Origin of the sequence: Geodermatophilus amargosae, from assembly GCF_041028265.1 — a bacterium.
Taxonomy (GTDB): Bacteria; Actinomycetota; Actinomycetes; order Mycobacteriales; family Geodermatophilaceae; genus Geodermatophilus; species Geodermatophilus amargosae_A.
The window spans coordinates 92,943-112,078 of the sequence record NZ_JABGCW010000010.1 but is presented as its reverse complement, the minus strand read 5'-3'; the positions used below and the strand labels follow the sequence as shown (position 1 = coordinate 112,078).

Genomic DNA, 19,136 nt, shown 5'->3' with positions numbered 1-19,136 from the left:
GTGACCACCACGCCCGCGGACGCGCACGAGTCCTTCGTGCGGCTCGAGCGCGAGATCGGGCTGCTGCTGCGCCGGTCGCGGGCCATCTCCGCCCGGCTGGCCCGCGAGCTGCACCCCGATCTCGACGGCGCGGCCTACGGGCTGCTGGCGCTGCTGGCCGCCACCGGACCGCTGCGCGCCAGTGACCTGGTCGCTCGCCTGGGGCTGGACAAGAGCACGGTGAGCCGCCAGGTGTCCTCGTTGGTCGCTCTCGGCCTGGTCGACCGCGAGGCCGACCCCGCCGACGGCCGGGCCCAGGTGCTCACCCCGACGGCCGAGGGCGCGGCCCGGCTGGCCCGCATCCAGGACGCGCGCCGGGAACGCTGGGAGGCCGACCTGTCCGGATGGCCGGCCGAGGACGTGGCGGTGCTCGGTGAGCTGCTGGCCCGGCTCAACCGGCTGGGCGAGGCGCGCGAGGCGGGGACGACCCCACCACCCGAACCCCCCGACCCCGCCTGACCACCGCACACGACGACGGCGCCCGGACCTCCTCGGTCCGGGCGCCGTCGTCGTCCACGGGAACACGCCGGTGGGGTAGTCGGTTGTAGACGGCAACCAACCAAATGTATGGTTGTGGCCTGCAATCACCTCACCGCGAGGACCCCGTGCCCCTCACCTCCCAGACGCGCGAGCGGCTGACCGCCGGCATCGCCCGTCTCGTCCGGGCCGGCCGGCACGTGTCCAGCCGCGCCGCGGACTCCCTCTACGGCGAGCTGCCCTCCTTCGGCTGGGCGCTGCTCGTCCCGCTCGAGCGCGACGGCGAGCAGCGCTGCAGCGCGCTCGCGCTGCGGTCCGGCATCGACGTCTCCGTCGCCAGCCGCCAGGTGACCGCCCTCGAGCGCTCCGGTCTGGTCGAGCGCCGGCCCGACCCGCACGACGGGCGCGCCAGCCTCATCCGGCTCTCCGCCGCCGGCGCCGCCGCCCTGGCCCAGACCCGCGCCCTGCGCGCGGAGTGGGCCGGCGAGGCCCTCGCCGGCTGGGACGAGGACGACGCCCGCCTGCTCAGCGAGCTGATCGAGCGCCTGACCGACGACCTCGGCCGGGCCGCACCCCCCGCCGTCCGCAGCGCCCCCGTGACGGCGCCGTGACCACCACCCGGCCCTCCGGGCCACCGTCCCCTCCCCGTACCGAACCGTCCAGGAGCACCGTGACCACCACCCGCGAGCCGAGCGCGGCCGCACCGGCGACGCAGGCGCCCGCCGAGCAGCAGGGGCGCATGACGCACCGGCAGATCCTCGAGGCGCTCTCGGGGATGTTGCTGGCGATGTTCGTGGCGTTCCTGTCCTCGACCGTCGTCTCCAACGCCCTGCCGACGATCATCACCGACCTGCGCGGCAGCCAGAGCCAGTACACCTGGGTGGTCACGGCGACCCTGCTGGCCTCGACGGCCTCGACACCGATCTGGGGCAAGCTGTCGGACCTGTTCAGCAAGAAGCTGCTGATCCAGCTCGCGATCGTCATCTTCATCGTCGGCTCGATGCTGGCCGGCCTGTCCCAGTCGGTGGGCACGCTCATCGGCTGGCGCGTGCTCCAGGGCCTGGGCCTCGGCGGCCTGCAGGCGCTGGTCCAGATCGCGATGGCCGCGATGATCAGCCCCCGCGAGCGCGGCCGGTACTCCGGCCTGCTCGGCGGCGTGATGGCCGTGGCCACCGTCGGTGGCCCGCTGCTCGGCGGCCTGCTGGTCGACACCAGCTGGCTGGGCTGGCGCTGGTGCTTCTACGTCGGCGTCCCCTTCGCCGTCGTGGCGCTGGTGCTGCTGCAGCGCACGCTGAACCTCCCGGTCACGAAACGCCGGGTGCGCATCGACTACCTGGGTGCCGCGTTCCTCACCGCCGGCGTCTCGGCGCTGCTCATCTGGGTCACCCTGGCCGGCGACCAGTTCGAGTGGGCCTCGGTGGAGACGGCGCTGTTCCTCGCCGGCGGCGCGGTGGCCGTCGTGGCGTTCGTCGTCACCGAGCTCCGGGCGGCCGAGCCGATCGTCCCGCTGCGGCTGTTCCGCGACCGGACGACGACCCTCGCCATCGTGGCCAGCGTCGCCATCGGTGTCGCGATGTTCGGCTCGACGGTGTTCCTCGGCCAGTACCTGCAGATCTCCCGCGGCTACTCGCCGACGGCGGCCGGCCTGCTGACGATCCCGATGGTCGGCGGCCTGCTCGTGTCCTCCACCGTCTCGGGCATCCTCATCACCCGGCACGGCCGCTGGAAGCGGTTCCTCGTGGCCGGCTCGGTGCTGGTCACCGCCGGCTTCGCCCTGCTGGCGACGATCGACCACGAGACCGACATGGTGCTGCTCGGCGTCTTCCTGTTCGTCCTGGGCGTCGGCATCGGCATGACGATGCAGAACCTCGTGCTGGCGGTGCAGAACACCGTGGCCGCCGGCGACCTCGGTGCGGCGTCCTCCGCCGTGGCGTTCTTCCGCAGCCTGGGCGGCACCATCGGCGTCTCGGTGCTCGGCGCGGTGCTCAGCAACCGGGTCGGCACCCTGATCGCCGCCGGTCTCCCGCCGGAGCCGGCCGCGGCCGGCACCGGCTCGGGCGGTGTCGGGCTGGCCGACCTCGAGGACGCGCCGCCGGCCATCCAGGAGCTCATCCGGGTCTCCTACGGCGACGCGACCGGCCGGATCTTCCTCGTCTCGGCGATCGTGGCCGTGGTCGCCGTGGCGGCGATCCTGCTCATCCGCGAGGTGGCCCTGCGCACCGAGAGCGGCGAGGAGCGGCTGCAGCGCGAGTCGGGTCCGGCCCTCGCCGACGACGAGGCGGTCGGCACCGCCCGCTGACCGGCCCCGCACGCCACGACGGCCCGCTCCCCGGACGGGGAGCGGGCCGTCGTGGCGTGCGGGGTCAGGACTCGAGTGCGGCGTCCAGGGTGATGTCGACGCCGGCCAGGGCCTTGCTGACCGGGCAGCCGGCCTTGGCCTCCTGGGCGGCCTTCTCGAAACCGGCGGCGTCGAGGCCGTCGACCTCGGCGCGCACGGTGAGCGTGATGCCGGTGAGCTTGAAGCCGCCGTTCGCCTGGTCCGGGCCGAGGGAGACGTCGGCCTGCACGTCGAGGGACTGCGGCGTCCCGCCGGCCTGGGCGATGTTGGCCGACAGCTGCATCGCGAAGCACGCGGAGTGGGCCGCGGCGACGAGCTCCTCGGGGCTCGTCGTGCCGCCGGCCTCGTCGGCCGCGCGCTTGGGGAAGTTCACCTCGTACGTGCCGACCTTCGAGCTGGTCAGCTCGACCTGGCCGGAGCCCTGCTCGAGCGTGCCGTTCCAGGCGGTGCGTGCGGTGCGGGTGGGCATCTGGGCTGCCTTCCGATCGGGGGCGCGCCGCCGTGGTCTCGCCGGCGCGCAGGACCCCGTGGCCCTACCCCGATCGGTTGCGGGCAACCCGCCCGCCGGGTCAGGAGCGGGGTGCCTCGGTGACCCGCTGCGTCAGCACGTTGAGCGTCTGCTTGAGGTCGGCGAAGGACTCCACGTCCAGCTCCAGCGCGCAGATCATGTCCTGCGAGATGGCGAAGGCCTTGTCCCGGAGCGCCCGGCCGCTGTCGGTCAGCGCGATGGCCACCGACCGCTCGTCCTCGACGCGGCGGTGCCGCGTGACCAGGCCGGCGGCGGTGAGGCGCTTGAGGAGGGGGGAGAGCGTGCCGCTGTCGAGGGCCAGGCGGGCGCCGAGCTGGCCCACGGTCTGGTGGTCCTCTTCCCAGAGCAGCATCATGACCAGGTACTGGGGATAGGTCAGTCCCAGTTCCTCGAGCATCGGCCGGTACCGGGCGGTCATCGCGCGCGATGCCGCGTACAGCGCAAAGCAGAGCTGGTCGTCGAGGGCCACGCTCGGGGCGGGGAGGTGCGAGTCCCCGCTCGTCATCGTCATGCCCCGAGTGTAGGGACAACCAGGTGGCGCGGCATGCAGTTGTGTCGTTCGTCAACCCCTGGGGGTGGAGGGTCCTCTGGCGGGTCGGGCGTGTGCCGCAGGTTGAGTGGAACAGACTCAACCTGCCGGTCGTTGTACAGCCCGACACGAGCCCGCCGGGCTCCCCCGGCACCACGGACGAGAGGACCGAGCGCACCGACCATGGAGAGCAAGCTGACCACCCGATCGCAGGAGGCGTTCGCGGCCGCCCAGCGGCTGGCGGTCGACCGGGGGCAGGCCGCCCTCGAGCCCCTGCACCTGCTCGTCGCACTGCTGCAGCAGACCGACGGCATCGCCGGACCCCTGCTGACCGCCGTCGGCGCCGACCCCGCCGACGTCCGGGCCAAGGCCGAGGCCGCACTGCGCCGTCTGCCCAGCGTCAGCGGCGCCACCGTGCCCGCGCCGTCGGCCTCGCGCGAACTGCTGCGGGTGGTGAACGCCGCCGGCGAGCAGGCGAGCGCGCTGGGCGACGAGTACGTCTCCACCGAGCACCTGCTGGTCGGCCTGGCCGGCTCCGAGGGCGAGGCCGGTGCGGTGCTCACCAGCGCCGGCGCCACCCGCGACGCGCTGCTGGCCGCCTTCCGCACCGTGCGCGGCAACCGGAAGGTCACCACGGCCGACCCCGAGAACACCTTCCAGGCGCTGCAGAAGTACGCCGTCGACCTCACCGAGCGCGCCCGCGAGGGGAAGATCGACCCGGTCATCGGCCGGGACACCGAGATCCGCCGCGTCGTGCAGGTGCTCTCCCGCCGCACCAAGAACAACCCGGTGCTGATCGGCGAGCCCGGCGTCGGCAAGACCGCGATCGTCGAGGGCCTGGCCCAGCGGATCGTGGCCGGCGACGTCCCCGAGAGCCTCAAGGGCAAGCGGCTGATGGCGCTCGACCTCGGCGCGATGGTGGCCGGCGCCAAGTACCGAGGCGAGTTCGAGGAGCGGCTCAAGGCCGTGTTGCAGGAGATCACCGAGGCCGAGGGCCAGGTGGTCACCTTCATCGACGAGCTGCACACCATCGTCGGCGCCGGTGCCACCGGCGACTCGGCCATGGACGCCGGCAACATGATCAAGCCGATGCTCGCCCGCGGTGAGCTGCGCATGGTCGGCGCGACGACGCTCGACGAGTACCGCGAGCACATCGAGAAGGACGCCGCGCTCGAGCGCCGCTTCCAGCAGGTCCTCGTCGGCGAGCCCTCGGTCGAGGACACCATCGGGATCCTGCGCGGCCTCAAGGAGCGCTACGAGGTCCACCACGGCGTCCGGATCACCGACGCCGCGATCGTCGCCGCCGCCACGCTGTCGGACCGGTACGTCACGGCCCGCTTCCTCCCCGACAAGGCGATCGACCTGGTCGACGAGGCCGCCAGCCGGCTGCGGATGGAGATCGACAGCCGCCCGGTGGAGGTCGACGAGGTCGAGCGCGCCGTGCGCCGCATGGAGATCGAGGAGATGGCGCTGGCCAAGGAGGACGACCCCTCCTCCCTCGACCGGCTCGCCGCGCTGCGCAGCGACCTGGCCGACCGGCGGCAGGAGCTCGCCGAGCTGACCGCACGCTGGCAGCAGGACAAGAGCGCGATCACCCGCATCCAGCAGACCAAGGAGGAGCTGGAGCGCAAGCGCCTGGAGGCCGAGCGCGCCGAGCGCGAGGGGGACCTCGCCAGGGTCGCCGAGATCCGCTACGGCACGCTCCCGCAGCTGGAGAAGGAGCTGGCCGGCTTCGAGGAGGCCGCCGAGCACTCCTCGATGCTGAAGGAGGAGGTCGGCCCCGACGACATCGCCGACGTCGTCCAGGCCTGGACCGGCATCCCGGCCGGCCGGCTGCTCGAGGGCGAGACGCAGAAGCTGCTGCGGATGGAGGACGGGCTCGTCCGGCGGGTCGTCGGTCAGCCCGACGCCGTCCGCGCCGTCTCCGACGCCGTCCGCCGCGCGCGGTCGGGCATCGCCGACCCCGACCGGCCCACCGGCTCGTTCCTGTTCCTCGGCCCCACCGGCGTCGGCAAGACCGAGCTGGCCAAGGCGCTGGCGGAGTTCCTGTTCGACGACGAGCGGGCCATGGTCCGCATCGACATGAGCGAGTACTCCGAGAAGCACTCGGTGGCCCGGCTGGTCGGTGCCCCTCCGGGCTACGTCGGCTACGAGGCCGGCGGCCAGCTCACCGAGGCGGTCCGGCGGCGGCCCTACACCGTCGTGCTGCTGGACGAGGTGGAGAAGGCCCACCCCGACGTCTTCGACGTGCTGCTGCAGGTCCTCGACGACGGTCGGCTCACCGACGGGCAGGGCCGCACGGTCGACTTCCGCAACACGATCCTGATCCTGACGTCGAACCTGGGCTCGCAGCTCATCGCCGACCAGTCGGTCCCCGAGCAGCGGCGGCGCGACGCGGTCATGGACGTGGTCCGGTCGCACTTCAAGCCGGAGTTCCTCAACCGACTCGACGACGTCGTGGTGTTCCGGGCGCTGGGCAGCGAGGAGCTGGCCGGGATCGTCGACATCCAGGTGGGCGTGCTGGCCCGCCGGCTGGCCGCCCGCCGGCTGACGCTCACGGTCACCGACGCCGCCCGCGAGTGGTTGGCGCTCAACGGGTTCGACCCCGTGTACGGCGCCCGCCCGCTGCGCCGGCTGGTGCAGTCGGCCATCGGCGACCCGCTGGCCCGCGCGCTGCTGGGTGGTGAGATCCGCGACGGCGACGAGGTCGTCGTCGACTGGCCGGCCGACGTGGCCGGCAGCGACGCCGACGCCGGGCTGACCGTGCGCCGCGCGTAGCGGAGCTCTCCCACGGGCCCGTCGTCCCTCCGGGGGACGGCGGGCCCGTCCGCGCGTCGGAGGGTGGTCCGGGAGCCGGGTGGTCGACCATCATGCGGGCGATCGCACGGGAGAGGACGGACATGACCGCAGGACAGGGACCGCAGGGCGGGGACCAGCCCGGGCAGCAGCCCCACGGGCAGTCACCGCAGGGCCAGGGCCCGTACGGGCAGCCGCCGTACGGACAGGCCCCGTACGGACAGGCCCCGTACGGGCAGGCGCCGTACGGACAGGGCCCCTCCGGCCAGGCCCCGTACGGGCAGGACCCGTACGGCGGCTATGCGTCCGCGCCGGCGGCGCCTGACGCGTTCGGCGCCCCGCGGCCGGTCGAGCGGCCCTCGGCGGTGAAGCTGGGCATCGGCGCCTTCCTCGCGAGCACCGTGCTGGGGATCCTCGGGTCGATCGTCACGTTCGCCCAGTTCGACGAGATCGTCGACCGGGCCCTGGTCGACGCCGGCCTCGACCCGGCGGACTACAGCGACGTGTCCGACGCGGCGACCGCCGGCGTGGTCACCACCACCGTCGTCGTGGCGCTGCTGTTCGTCGGCCTGCAACTGCTGTTCATCTGGTTCGCCTGGCAGGGGCGCAACTGGGCGCGGATCGTGCTGTGGGTGCTCGGCGGCCTCGCCGTCGTCTCGGGGCTGTTCTCCCTCGCCGGGCCGTCGCTGTCGGGCCTGCTGACCACGCTGTCGCTGGTCCAGACGCTGCTCATCGTCGTCGGCATCGTCGCGCTGGCCCAGAAGCCGGCCACCGAGTGGTACCGCTACCGCGGCTGGCAGCGCGCCCGCGGCCTCTGACCGGCCCGCGGGCGCTCCCGCCGGCTCCCTCGCGGGGGAGCCGGCGGGACCGGTGGCCCGTTATCCCATCGTGACCAACCGGGATGAACCGCTGAGCGGGTCGTCCCGAACACAGGGTGTGACCACCACCGAGGAGGCCCCCGCGCCGGCCACCGGACCGGACGGGCCCCCGGCTGCCGTCCGCCGCGGGCCGCGGCGGCTGCTCGGCGCGCTCGCCGGCCTGGTCGCCGCGGCCGTCGCGCTCGGCGTGGCCGAGCCGGTCGCCGCGTTCGTCGGGCCGGCGTCCTCGCCCGTCGTCGCCGTCGGGGACACCGTCATCACGCTCGTCCCCGAGCCGGTCAAGCAGTTCGCCATCTCCACCTTCGGTGAGAACGACAAGATCGCCCTGGTCGCCGGCACGCTGGTCGTCGTCGCCCTGTACGCGCTGCTCATCGGGCTGCTGTCGCTGCGCTCGCGCCGCCTGGGGGTGGCCGGCATCGCGCTCTTCGGCGTCCTCGGGGCCCTGGCCGCGGCCACGCGGCCGGCCGGCGGGTTGCTCGACGCGCTGCCGTCGGTGGTGGGCGCCCTGGTCGGGATCCTCGCCCTCCTGCTGCTCGTCGACCCGCTGACGCTGCCGGCCCGCGCCACCGCACCCCCCACCGCCGCACCCCGCACCGCCGCACCCCGCACCGCCGACGAGGCGGTCATGGACCGGCTGCGGGACGCGCTGTCGATGGCCGACCGCACGGGCACCGGCATGGACCGCCGCCGCTTCTTCCTCACCGGCGGCGTCGCCCTCGGTGCGGCCGCGGTCACCGGCGGCGGCGGGCGCTTCCTGCAGCGCCGGTTCGACGTCAGCAACGCCCGCGGCGACCTGACCCTCCCGACGCCCTCGTCCCCGGCCGCGGCCCTGCCCCCGGGCGCCGACCTCGCCGAGCAGGTCGAGGGCCTGACGCCGCTGTTCACCCCCACCCGCGACTTCTACCGGGTCGACACCGCGATCACCGTCCCCCAGGTCCGCCCCGCCGACTACCGGCTCGAGCTGACCGGGATGTTCGACTCGCCGCGCAGCTACACGCTGGCGGAGCTGTTCGGCCGTGACGACGTCATCGAGCGCGACGTCACGCTCACCTGCGTCTCCAACGAGGTGGGCGGCCAGCTGGCCGGCACCGCCCGCTGGATCGGCGTCCCGCTGGGCGACCTCCTCCGCGAGAACGGTGTCTCCGGCCGCTCCGACCAGCTGGTCTGCCGCTCCGTCGACGGCATGACCATCGGCGCCCCGACCCGCTCCGCGCTCGAGGTCGAGGACGCCATGATCGTCTTCGGGATGAACGGCGAGCCGCTGCCGGTCGAGCACGGCTTCCCCGTCCGGATGCTCATCCCCGGCCTCTACGGCTACGTCTCCGCCTGCAAGTGGATGACCTCGATCGAGGCCACCACCTACGACGCCTTCGACGCCTACTGGGTCGAGCGCGACTGGGCGGCCGACGGCCCGATCAAGGTGGCCTCGCGGATCGACACCCCCGCCCCGCTGCGGCAGTTCCCCGCCGGGCGCCGCGCCATCGCCGGCGTCGCCTGGGCCCAGACCCGCGGCATCAGCCGCGTCGAGGTGCGGGTCGACGACGGCCGGTGGCAGGAGGCCCGGCTGGCCCCCGCCGTCGACGCCGACCTGTGGCGGCAGTGGCAGCTGCCCTTCGACTTCGCCCCCGGCTCCTACCAGCTCACCGTCCGGGCCACCGCGGCCGACGGTGAGGTGCAGACCGAGGAGCGCGCCCGGCCGTTCCCGAACGGAGCGAGCGGCCTGCACTCGATCCGGGTGATCGCGACCTAGCGGTCCCGCCCGGCCGACACCCAGCCGGCGGGGCAGCAGCACACCACCCCAGAGCCCGTCTCGGCCGCGCCGGCCGCAGACGCCTCTCCCGACCCCTCGAACGGGCCGGGAGGGACCACCGCGGGGACCACCCGGTCCCCGGATGCACCGCAACGACGACCGAGGAGCACATCGAACGTGAAGAACACCCTGACCCGCGGCCTCCTGCTGGCCTCCGCCTCCACCCTGGCCGTCACCCTGAGCGCCTGCGGCTCCGAGGACACCAGCGCCGCGAGCGACAGCTCGGCCCCCGACAGCAGCTCGTCGTCGGCCTCGGAGAGCTCGGGCTCGATGGACAGCAGCAGCCCGATGGCCGAGGCGGCGGGCGACGAGCCCTTCGGCTCCGGCTGCACCGCCGTCCCCGGCGACGGCGAAGGCAGCTTCTCCGGCATGACCGACGACCCGGTGGCCACCGCGGCGAGCAACAACCCGGTCCTGTCCACGCTGGTGCAGGCGGTCACCGCGGCCAACCTGGTCGACACGCTGAACACCACCGACGACATCACCGTCATCGCCCCGGCCAACCCGGCGTTCGAGGCCATCCCGGCCGACCAGCTGCAGGCCGTCCTCGCCGACCAGGCGACGCTGACCCAGATCCTGACCCACCACGTCATCCCGGGCCGGCTCTCGCCCGACCAGCTCGCCGGCACGCACACCACGGTCGCCGGCGACGAGGTCACCATCGAGGGGTCCGGGGAGGCCTTCACCGTCGCCCAGACCGTGACCGGCACCCCGGCGAGCGTGATCTGCGGCAACGTGCAGACCGCCAACGCCACCGTCTACATCGTGGACCAGGTGCTGGCTCCCGCCGCTGCCTGATCCCACCCCGCACCGGCCCGGCTCCCTCGCGGAGCCGGGCCGGTGCCGTGCGTAGGGTCGCTGCCATGGAGAAGGACCCCGTTCCCCCCCACCCCTCGTCCCTCGGGGCGGGTCCCTGGAACGGGGCCGCCCATCCCGACCGCGACCGCCTGCTGGAGCTGGTCGTCGACCTCGCCGTCGTGCACGGGCGGGTCACGCTGTCCTCCGGGCGCGAGGCCGACTGGTACGTCGACATGCGCCGGCTGACCCTCCACCACGAGGCCGCCCCGCTCGTCGGCCGCGTGATGCGCCAGCTGACCGGCGACCTGCGCTACGACGTCGTCGGCGGGCTCACCCTCGGCGCCGACCCGGTGGCCGCGGCCATGCTGCACGCGGCGGCCGCCGGCGAGGGCTTCCTCGACGCCTGCGTGGTCCGCAAGGCCGGCAAGGCGCACGGGCTGCAACGGCGCATCGAGGGCCCCGACGTCGCCGGGCGGGCGGTGCTCGTCGTCGACGACGTCTCCACCACCGGCAGCAGCCCGCTGGCCGCCGTGGAGGCGCTGCAGGAGGCCGGCGCCGAGGTGATCGGCGTGGCGGTGATCGTGGACCGCGGCGGGCGCGCCGCCGTCGAGGCCGCCGGGCTCGAGTACCGCGCCGCCTACGAGCTGTCCGACCTCGGCCTCGCGTAGCACGCACGATCAGGTGAGCTGATCGTGCGGTGTCCCGGCTCACCGTCGACGCTGAGCCAGGACACTCCACGGTGAGCTCACCTGATCATCCGGGGTCGCCGTACGGTGTGGCGGTGACCACACTCGCCACCACGTGGGTCGACGAGCTCGCCGCCGCGCTCGGTCCGGACGGCGTCCGCACCGATCCCGACGTCACCGCCTCCTACGCCCGCGACCAGGCGATGCTCGCCGAGGCCGGCACGCCCGCCGCGGTCGTCTTCCCCCGGGACACCGCCGAGGTCGTCGCGGTGATGCGGGTGGCCTCGCGGCACGGCGTCCCCGTGGTCCCGCGCGGCGCCGGCTCGGGGCTGGCCGGCGCCAGCAACGCCGTCGACGGCGCGATCACGATGGTCATGACCCGCATGGACGCCGTCCTGGAGGTCTCCCCGGCCGACCGGCTCGCCGTCGTCCAGCCCGGCGTGGTGAACAAGGCGCTGCGCGACGCCGTCGCCGGGTCGGGGCTGTTCTATCCGCCGGACCCCTCCAGCTACGACTGGTGCACGATCGGCGGTAACCTCTCGCAGAACTCCGGCGGGCTGTGCTGCGTGAAGTACGGCGTCACCACCGACTACGTGCTCGGCCTGGAGGTCGTGCTCGCCGACGGGCAGGTGCTGCGCACCGGTCGGCGCACGGTCAAGGGCGTGGCCGGTTACGACCTGGCCCGGCTGTTCGTGGGCTCGGAGGGCACCCTCGGCGTCATCACCGAGGCCACGCTGGCGCTGCGCCCGGCGCCGCAGCAGCCGGTGACCCTCGTGGCCACCTTCGCCACCACCGCGCAGACCGGGCAGGTGGTCGAGCGGGTCGTCACCACGGGGCTGGTGCCCAGCCTGCTGGAGGTCATGGACAACACCTGCATCCGCGCCGTCGACGACCTGCTGCACGCCGACCTCGACCGCGACGCCCGTGCACTGCTGGTCGCGCAGTCCGACGCCGGCGGAGAGGCCGCCCGCGCCGACGTCGAGGCCCTGGCCCAGCTGTGCCGGGAGGCCGGCGCGCAGCTCGTGCACACCACCGAGGACCCCGCCGAGGGCGACCTGCTGCTCGCCGCCCGCCGGATGGCGCTGCCCGCGCTCGAGCAGCTCGGCACCACGCTCATCGACGACGTCGCCGTGCCGCGCTCGCGGATCGCGGCCTTCCTCGACGGCTGCGACGGGATCGCCGTCCGCCGGGAGCTGACGATCGGCGTCGTCGGGCACGCCGGCGACGGCAACATGCACCCGACCATCTGCTTCGACCCCACCGACACCGACGAGCGGGCGCGCGCCTTCGCCGCCTTCGACGACATCCTCGAGCTCGGGCTGGCGCTGGGCGGCACGGTCACCGGCGAGCACGGCATCGGCTCGCTGAAGGTCGAGTGGCTCGAGCGCGAGATCGGCGCGGTGTCGCTGGAGGTGCACCGCCGGATCAAGGACGCCCTCGACCCGACCGGCCTGCTCAACCCCGGCAAGGTGCTGCGCCGCCGCGCCTGACCCACCCCGCCCGGTGTCGGCGCGCCCGGCCCAGGCGGGATACTGACCGCCGACCCGCGTCGATCGACAGGAGTGCCCCGATGCCCATCGCGACCCCCGAGGTCTACGCCGACATGATCAGCCGGGCGAAGGAGGGCGGCTTCGCCTACCCGGCCATCAACTGCACCTCGTCGGAGACGATCAACGCGGCCCTGCGCGGTTTCGCCGACGCCGGCAGCGACGGGATCATCCAGTTCTCCACCGGCGGCGCCGAGTTCGGCTCGGGCACCCGGGTCAAGGACATGGTCACCGGCGCGGTGGCGCTGGCGGAGTTCGCCCACGTCGTCTCCGAGCGCTACCCGGTCAACGTCGCGCTGCACACCGACCACTGCCCCGAGGACAAGCTGGACTCCTACGTCCGCCCGCTGATCGCCCTGTCGAAGGACCGTGTCGACGCCGGCCAGGCGCCGCTGTTCCAGTCGCACATGTGGGACGGCTCGGCGATCGATCTGGAGGAGAACCTCCAGATCGCCGAGGAGCTCATCGACAAGTGCGCGGCGGCCAAGATCGTGCTCGAGCTCGAGATCGGCGTCGTCGGCGGCGAGGAGGACGGCGTCGCGCACGACATCAACGAGAAGCTCTACACCGCCCCGGGCGACTTCGTGGCCACGGCCAAGCACCTCGGCCTCGGCGAGCGCGGCGTCTACCTGCTCGCGGCCACCTTCGGCAACGTCCACGGCGTCTACAAGCCGGGCAACGTGAAGCTGCGGCCGGAGATCCTCAAGGAGGGCCAGGAGGTCGTCACCGCCGAGCTGGACCTGCCCGAGGGCAGCAAGCCGTTCAACTTCGTCTTCCACGGTGGCTCGGGCTCGCTGCAGTCGGAGATCCGCGAGGCGCTGTCCTACGGCGTGGTGAAGATGAACGTCGACACCGACACCCAGTACGCCTTCACCCGGCCGATCGCCGGGCACATGTTCAGCAACTACGACGGCGTCCTGAAGGTCGACGGCGAGGTCGGCAACAAGAAGGCCTACGACCCGCGGCCGTACATGAAGCTGGCCGAGACCGGCATGGCCGCCCGCGTCCAGCAGGCCTGCGAGGACCTGCTGTCGGCCGGCCAGTCCCCGGGCGCCTGAGCCATGACGCACTCCCACAACCTGCTGGGCGAGCCGCCGGCCACCCTGCTGCCGGGCGACCCCGAGGCCGAGGCGGCGCTCGCCGCCGGCACCGACCCCGCCGAGGTCGCCGCCGGGCACCCGCGCGCCAGCGCGGCCTGGGCGGCCCTCGCCGAGGCGGCGCTCGAGGGCGGCCGCACGATCGAGGCCTACGCCTACGCCCGCACCGGCTACCACCGCGGCCTGGACGCGCTGCGCAAGAACGGCTGGAAGGGCTACGGCCCGGTGCCGTGGTCGCACGAGCCCAACCGGGGCTTCCTGCGCTGCGTGACCGTGCTGGCCCGCGCCGCCGAGGTGATCGGCGAGGTCGACGAGCAGGAGCGCTGCACCCAGCTGCTGCGCGACTGCGACCCGACCCTCGTGCCATGACTCCGTCGGACCACCGGCCGACCCTGCGGCCAGGTGCCGTCCCCGACCTGCGCTGAGCCCTCCCCGGTCCTCGTCGCGGAGGGCGGCTCGCCGCCCCGGACTCAGCGGTCCCCGAGCTCGGGGTGCAGCTCCTGCAGGCGCGTGGTCAGGGCGGTCAGCTCCTCCCCGCCGGCCATGAGCCGGGTGAGGTCGTCGGAGTCGACGTCGGCCCGGGTGAGGTCGCCGGCCACCTGGCCGCGCGCCAGCAGCAGGAAGCGGTCGCCGACCAGGTGCGCGTAGCGCGGGTTGTGGGTCACCAGGACGACGGCCAGCCCCTGCGCCCGCGCGCCCAGCACGGCCTGGCCGATCAGCGTGTGCTGGGCGATGGTCATCGGCTCGGTCGGCTCGTCGAGTACCAGCGCCCGCGCGCCGTAGTGCACCGCCCGGGCGATGGCCAGGCTCTGCCGCGCCCCCGGGCGGAGCGTGTTCACCGGCTGGTCGGGGTCGACGCCGGAGACGCCGATGCGCTCCAGCGCGCGGACGGTGGTCTCCCGCGCGGCGTCGACGTCGAGCCGGCGCAGCGGCCACGGACCGCGGGTCGGCTCGGCGCCCAGGCACAGGTTGCGCCACACCGACAGCAGCGGGGCGACGGCGAGGTCCTGCCAGACGGTGGCGATCCCGGCGGCCCGCGCGGCCCGCGGGCTGCCGAAGCGCACCGGGAGGCCGTCGAGGAGGAGCTCGCCCTCCTCGTGCCGGCGCAGCCCGGACAGCACCGACACCAGCGTGGACTTGCCCGAGCCGTTCTCCCCGAGCACGCAGGTGATCCGGCCGCCCTCGAGCGTGACGCCCACCCGGTCGAGCGCCGGCACGCCGCCGTGGCGGACGGTCAGGCCGCGCGTCTCGAGCACCGGCGGCACGGGACCGCTCACGACCGCGGCGCGGCCCGCAGCCGGCCGCGCACCACCCCTCCCACCAGCAGAGCGACCAGCAGCAGGACGCCGAGCGCCGCCTGCGACCAGCGCTGGTCCCACCCGGCGAGCTCCACGCCCTCGCGCGCGACGGCGTAGAGCAGCGCGCCGACCGCGGCGCCGGCCATCGAGCCGAAGCCGCCGGTGAGCAGGCAGCCGCCGATCACGGCGACCACCACGTAGTCGATGGCGGTGACCAGGGACGGGGTCGAGCCGACGCTCGCCGCCGGCACCAGCGCCAGCGTGCCGAGCAGCCAGCCCGCCGTGGCGGTGAGCGCGTAGAGCACCAGCGTGGTGCGGGGGACCGGCACGCCCAGCTCCCGGGCGGCGCGGCGGGAGCCGCCCATGGCCAGCACCTCGTTGCCGAACCGGGTGCGCCACAGCAGCCAGCCGGCGCCGGCGGTCACCGCCAGCCACCACAGCAGCGAGACGGAGAAGACGCCGCCGCCGACCTCGGCGGTCGCGCCGAACACCGCCGACGCCGACGACCAGCCCGGTGCGGCGTCCAGCCCGCTGATCCGCGGCGCCCCGGCGATCAGGGGCAGCGCCGAGAGCGTCGTGCCCTGCAGCACCAGTGCGGTCGCCAGGGTGACGAGGAAGCTCGGCAGCCCGGTGCGGACCACCAGCCAGCCGTTGGCCAGCCCCACGGCCAGCGACGCGGCCAGCGAGACGAGCAGGGCGGGCCAGATGCCCCACTCGCCGGAGTCGACGAGGACCGCGGTGAGCACGGCGCTGGCGAGGGTGACCGTGCCGATCGAGAGGTCGAAGTGGCCGCCGACGAGCAGCAGGCCCACCGCGACGCCGCCGATGCCCAGCAGTGCTGCGGAGTCGAGGACCAGGCCGAGGGCGGCCGGCGTGAGCAGGTCGGGGACCCTCAGCCCGAAGAGCAGGACGACGACGGCCAGTCCGAGCACCGCGGCCAGGCTGGGCCGGGCGAGCACCCGGTCGAGCAGCCGCCGGCGCGGCGGCGCGACCCGGGACGGCAGGCGGTCGACGGACACCGGGGCGGACGGGCGCAGGAGGACCTCCTCGGGCTGGAACGGCTCCAGTGTCCACGACCCGCCCGTCGCGGGCGCTCTCAGGGACGCAGGCGCCAGCGCACCCGGTCGTCGGCGTACCAGGTCCAGCGCGACACCGGCCGCGGGAAGACGACGCCGTCGCGGGTCACCTGCGCGGGGTCGCTGGCCAGCTGCAGGGCGCGGCCGGTGCTGCGCCGCGGCGGGCGCATGAGCTGCGGTGAGACGACGACCCGGATGGTGTCCACGGCGCGCCAGTCGGGCCGCACGTCGATGCGCGCGACCATCCCGTCGGCCACCTTCTCGTCGTCGTGGTGGGCCTGCACCCCGAGCCGCGCGGCCAGCGGGAGCCGGCCCCTCTCCGCGGCCTCGTAGCGGCCGTGCTGCAGCAGCACCCCGCCGTGGTCGTCGCGGACCAGCGTCAGCTCCCGCTCGTCGCCGGTGCCGATGCCGAGGTCGCGGGCCAGGCCGCGGGAGGAGGCGTCCCCGGCGGGCTCCCATGAGACGGGCACCTCCGCCGTCCGTCCGGCGGCGTGCAGCGCGGCCAGCACGCCCCCCAGTGCCGGCACGGGGCCGCGCACCAGCAGCGACCCGGCGTCGGCGACCCCGACGACGGCCGCACGGTCGGGTGCCTGCCCGGGCCCCAGACCGCGCAGGTCGAACTCGGCGAGGGACATGCCGATACCCTGCCACCTGCCAGCCGGTCGACCGCCGGTGACGAGTCCCAGGGGGATGACAGCGAGATGCCGGCAGTCGTGCTGATCGGCGCCCAGTGGGGCGACGAGGGCAAGGGCAAGGCCACCGACCTGCTCGGGGGCCGCGTGCCCTACGTCGTGCGCTACCAGGGCGGCAACAACGCCGGCCACACCGTCATCACGCCCGACGGCGAGCGCTACGCCCTGCACCTGATCCCCTCGGGCATCCTCACGCCCGGGTGCACGCCGGTCATCGGCAACGGCGTCGTCGTCGACCCGCAGGTGCTCATCGGCGAGCTGGCCGGGCTGGAGGAGCGCGGCGTCGACACCTCGAAGCTGGTCATCTCGGCCGACGCGCACCTGATCATGCCGCACCACCGCGCGCTGGACCGGGTCACCGAGCGGTTCCTCGGCAAGCGGAAGATCGGCACCACCGGCCGCGGCATCGGCCCGGCCTACGGCGACAAGGTGGCCCGCACCGGCATCCGGGTGGCCGACCTGCTCGACCTGTCGATCCTGCGGCAGAAGCTCGAGGGCACGCTGGCCGAGAAGAACCAGGTCCTGGTCAAGGTCTACAACCGCAAGGCCATCGACGTCGACGAGGTGGTCGAGGAGTACGCCGGCTACGCCGAGCAGCTCAGGGACCGCATCGCCGACACCCGGCTGCTGCTGGGCAACGCCCTCGACGCCGGCGAGTGGGTGCTGCTCGAGGGCTCCCAGGGCACCCTGCTCGACGTCGACCACGGCACCTATCCGTTCGTGACGTCGTCGAACCCGACGGCGGGCGGCGCGGCCACCGGCAGCGGGATCGGGCCGACCCGCATCTCCCGCGTCGTCGGGATCCTCAAGGCCTACACGACCCGTGTGGGCTCCGGCCCGTTCCCCACGGAGCTCTTCGACGCCAACGGCGAGTACCTGCGCACGCAGGGCGGCGAGGTCGGCGTCACCACCGGCCGGGACCGGCGCTGCGGCTGGTTCGACGCCGTCGTCGCCCGCTACGCCAGCCGGGTCAACGGGATCACCGACTTCTTCCTGACCAAGCTCGACGTGCTCTCCGGGCTGGAGACGGTGCCGATCTGCGTCGCCTACGACGTCGACGGCGTCCGGCACGACGAGATGCCGATGACGCAGACCGGCTTCCACCACGCCGAGCCGGTCTACGAGGACATGCCCGGCTGGTCCGAGGACATCCGGGGCTGCCGGACCTTCGACGAGCTGCCGGCCACCGCGCAGGCCTACGTCCGCCGACTCGAGCAGCTCTCCGGCGCGCGGATCAGCGTGATCGGCGTCGGTCCCGGCCGCGACGAGAACGTCGTCGTCCACGACCTGCTCGACTGACGTCCCGCGGCGCGGGGGCCGGAGGCCTCCCGACGCGGGACGTCGGGGGGGCTCCGTGCAGGCCGGGACGGCTCCTGGCCGCGGTGCGGTCCGGCAGGACCGCGAGGTGTCAGGCGGCGACGGCGCGCGTCGGAGCGCTCTGCAGCTCGGCGCGGGCGGCCACGACGACGTCGGGGTTGTCGGTGATGACCCCGTCGACGCCCAGCGCCAGGAGCAGCCGGGCCGCGCCGAGGGCGTCGCCGGGGGCCGACGGGTCCTCGCTGCTGCGCAGGTGCAGCGGGAGGAACGTGTTCTCGGCGGCCAGCGTCCACGGCACCACGGACAGCCCCGCCCGGTGCGCCCGGGTCACCAGGTCGGAGACGCCGGTCATCCGGTCCTCGGCGTCGCGCAGCAGGATGCGGTCCACGCTCGGCGCGATGCCCTGGGCGTAGGTGGAGACCGCGCGCAGTCCGGCGTGGGTCAGCAGGTGGTCGTCGGGGGCCGTCCGGTCGACCAGCTGGAACATCGTCGGGCCGTCGTCGCCGAGGTCGGCGCGCAGCCGGCGCAGGCCGGCGGTGTCGAAGGACTGCAGCACGACCGGACCGTCGGGCGCGGCCGCGTCGAGGCGACGCAGCTCGGCGGCCACCAGCTCGGTCATCGGCTGGCCGCGCTCGGCCGACCAGCTGGGCTTCTTCAACTCCGCCAGCACGCGGACCTGCCGCTGCGGCGTGGACCGGCGGCGGGCCACCTCGACGACCTCCTCGAGCGTGAGGACGCCGAAGTGGCCGTCGTAGGCGGTGTTGAGCGGGCGCAGGTCCGGGTGCCGCTCGACGGCGCGCAGGGTGCGCAGCTCGGCGAGCGTGAAGTCCTCGGCGAACCAGCCGGTGCGGCGCTTGCGGCCCACCCGGCGGGTGGTGCGCCGGTCGGCGAACTCCGGCCGGGTCGCGACGTCGGTCGTGCGCGAGAGCTCGTTCTCGTGCCGCGCGACCAGGGCGCCGTCGCTGGTGACGACGATGTCGGGCTCGATGAGGTCGGCGCCCATGTCGATCGCCAGCTCGTAGCTGGCGATCGTGTGCTCCGGGCGGTACGCACAGGCACCGCGGTGACCGACGACGAAGGGATCCGAGGAGCGGACCCGTGCGTGAGTCGCGAGCGACTCGGTCGCGTGCATGTCGCCCAGGACACCCGACCGAGGTGTCGGGATGGCGAACGCGGGCTGGCGAGTCGCCGAGAAATGGGAGGACGGAGCGCTGACCTGCGCGGCACCA

The 19,136-nt window shown here is 74.2% G+C and carries 18 protein-coding genes; 12 read left to right on the top strand and 6 right to left on the bottom strand.

From position 1 onward, the window contains the following. From HLV61_RS13585 to HLV61_RS13575, 3 genes are all read left to right on the top strand, one after another. On the top strand, nt 1–498 hold the full coding sequence (locus HLV61_RS13585; protein ID WP_369256250.1) for a MarR family winged helix-turn-helix transcriptional regulator: 498 nt from the start codon (nt 1–3) through the stop codon (nt 496–498). Nucleotides 499–644: 146 nt separating this feature from the next. Continuing rightward, on the top strand, nt 645–1,127 hold the full coding sequence (locus HLV61_RS13580; RefSeq protein WP_369256248.1) for a MarR family winged helix-turn-helix transcriptional regulator: 483 nt from the start codon (nt 645–647) through the stop codon (nt 1,125–1,127). A gap of 59 nt (nt 1,128–1,186) precedes the next feature. Then, complete coding sequence (locus HLV61_RS13575) at nt 1,187–2,815, top strand: DHA2 family efflux MFS transporter permease subunit (RefSeq protein ID WP_369256246.1); 1,629 nt, start codon at nt 1,187–1,189, stop codon at nt 2,813–2,815. Between the two features lie 64 nt (nt 2,816–2,879). On the opposite strand, the gene HLV61_RS13570 is transcribed toward HLV61_RS13575, so the two are convergent. Then, nucleotides 2,880–3,323: an OsmC family protein gene (locus HLV61_RS13570; protein WP_369256244.1), complete on the bottom strand. Its 444-nt coding sequence runs from the start codon at nt 3,321–3,323 to the stop codon at nt 2,880–2,882. A gap of 100 nt (nt 3,324–3,423) precedes the next feature. Further along, nucleotides 3,424–3,894 (bottom strand): MarR family winged helix-turn-helix transcriptional regulator, encoded by a 471-nt coding sequence (locus HLV61_RS13565; protein ID WP_369256242.1) that lies wholly within the window; start codon nt 3,892–3,894, stop codon nt 3,424–3,426. 201 nt (nt 3,895–4,095) lie between these two features. Between HLV61_RS13565 and clpB the strand changes: the two genes are divergently transcribed. The 8 genes from clpB to HLV61_RS13525 all read left to right on the top strand — a co-directional run bounded on the left by clpB (nt 4,096) and on the right by HLV61_RS13525 (nt 13,893). After that, nucleotides 4,096–6,690, top strand: a complete 2,595-nt coding sequence (gene clpB / locus HLV61_RS13560; RefSeq protein WP_369256240.1) for an ATP-dependent chaperone ClpB — start codon at nt 4,096–4,098, stop codon at nt 6,688–6,690. Between the two features lie 122 nt (nt 6,691–6,812). Further along, complete coding sequence (locus tag HLV61_RS13555) at nt 6,813–7,526, top strand: hypothetical protein (protein ID WP_369256238.1); 714 nt, start codon at nt 6,813–6,815, stop codon at nt 7,524–7,526. Between the two features lie 118 nt (nt 7,527–7,644). Further along, nucleotides 7,645–9,336 (top strand): molybdopterin-dependent oxidoreductase, encoded by a 1,692-nt coding sequence (locus tag HLV61_RS13550; protein ID WP_369256236.1) that lies wholly within the window; start codon nt 7,645–7,647, stop codon nt 9,334–9,336. Between the two features lie 177 nt (nt 9,337–9,513). Beyond that, on the top strand, nt 9,514–10,194 hold the full coding sequence (locus HLV61_RS13545; protein WP_369256234.1) for a fasciclin domain-containing protein: 681 nt from the start codon (nt 9,514–9,516) through the stop codon (nt 10,192–10,194). 65 nt (nt 10,195–10,259) lie between these two features. After that, nucleotides 10,260–10,862: an orotate phosphoribosyltransferase gene (gene pyrE, locus HLV61_RS13540; RefSeq protein ID WP_369256232.1), complete on the top strand. Its 603-nt coding sequence runs from the start codon at nt 10,260–10,262 to the stop codon at nt 10,860–10,862. Between the two features lie 113 nt (nt 10,863–10,975). Further along, nucleotides 10,976–12,370: an FAD-binding oxidoreductase gene (locus HLV61_RS13535; protein WP_369256230.1), complete on the top strand. Its 1,395-nt coding sequence runs from the start codon at nt 10,976–10,978 to the stop codon at nt 12,368–12,370. Between the two features lie 80 nt (nt 12,371–12,450). Continuing rightward, on the top strand, nt 12,451–13,485 hold the full coding sequence (gene fbaA / locus HLV61_RS13530) for a class II fructose-bisphosphate aldolase (RefSeq protein ID WP_369256228.1): 1,035 nt from the start codon (nt 12,451–12,453) through the stop codon (nt 13,483–13,485). 3 nt (nt 13,486–13,488) lie between these two features. After that, on the top strand, nt 13,489–13,893 hold the full coding sequence (locus tag HLV61_RS13525) for a DUF3151 domain-containing protein (protein ID WP_369256226.1): 405 nt from the start codon (nt 13,489–13,491) through the stop codon (nt 13,891–13,893). A gap of 101 nt (nt 13,894–13,994) precedes the next feature. Here HLV61_RS13525 and HLV61_RS13520 read toward each other — a convergent pair whose 3' ends face one another. The 3 genes from HLV61_RS13520 to HLV61_RS13510 all read right to left on the bottom strand — a co-directional run bounded on the left by HLV61_RS13520 (nt 13,995) and on the right by HLV61_RS13510 (nt 16,533). Further along, entirely contained in the window at nt 13,995–14,780 is a 786-nt protein-coding gene (locus HLV61_RS13520; protein ID WP_369256224.1) for an ATP-binding cassette domain-containing protein, read from the bottom strand. Nucleotides 14,781–14,797: 17 nt separating this feature from the next. Further along, the gene (locus HLV61_RS13515; protein ID WP_369256222.1) at nt 14,798–15,841 is read right to left on the bottom strand and encodes an ABC transporter permease; all 1,044 of its coding nucleotides are present in this window, start codon (nt 15,839–15,841) and stop codon (nt 14,798–14,800) included. Between the two features lie 77 nt (nt 15,842–15,918). Further along, nucleotides 15,919–16,533 carry a hypothetical protein gene (locus HLV61_RS13510; protein WP_369256220.1) on the bottom strand — a complete coding sequence of 205 codons (615 nt, stop codon included), beginning with the start codon at nt 16,531–16,533 and terminating at the stop codon, nt 15,919–15,921. Nucleotides 16,534–16,599: 66 nt separating this feature from the next. On the opposite strand from HLV61_RS13510, the gene HLV61_RS13505 reads away from it, so the two are divergent. Further along, the gene (locus HLV61_RS13505) at nt 16,600–17,889 is read left to right on the top strand and encodes an adenylosuccinate synthase (RefSeq protein ID WP_369256218.1); all 1,290 of its coding nucleotides are present in this window, start codon (nt 16,600–16,602) and stop codon (nt 17,887–17,889) included. 109 nt (nt 17,890–17,998) lie between these two features. On the opposite strand, the gene HLV61_RS13500 is transcribed toward HLV61_RS13505, so the two are convergent. Next, nucleotides 17,999–19,039 (bottom strand): glycerophosphodiester phosphodiesterase family protein, encoded by a 1,041-nt coding sequence (locus tag HLV61_RS13500; protein WP_369256216.1) that lies wholly within the window; start codon nt 19,037–19,039, stop codon nt 17,999–18,001. Nucleotides 19,040–19,136: the final 97 nt, after the last annotated feature.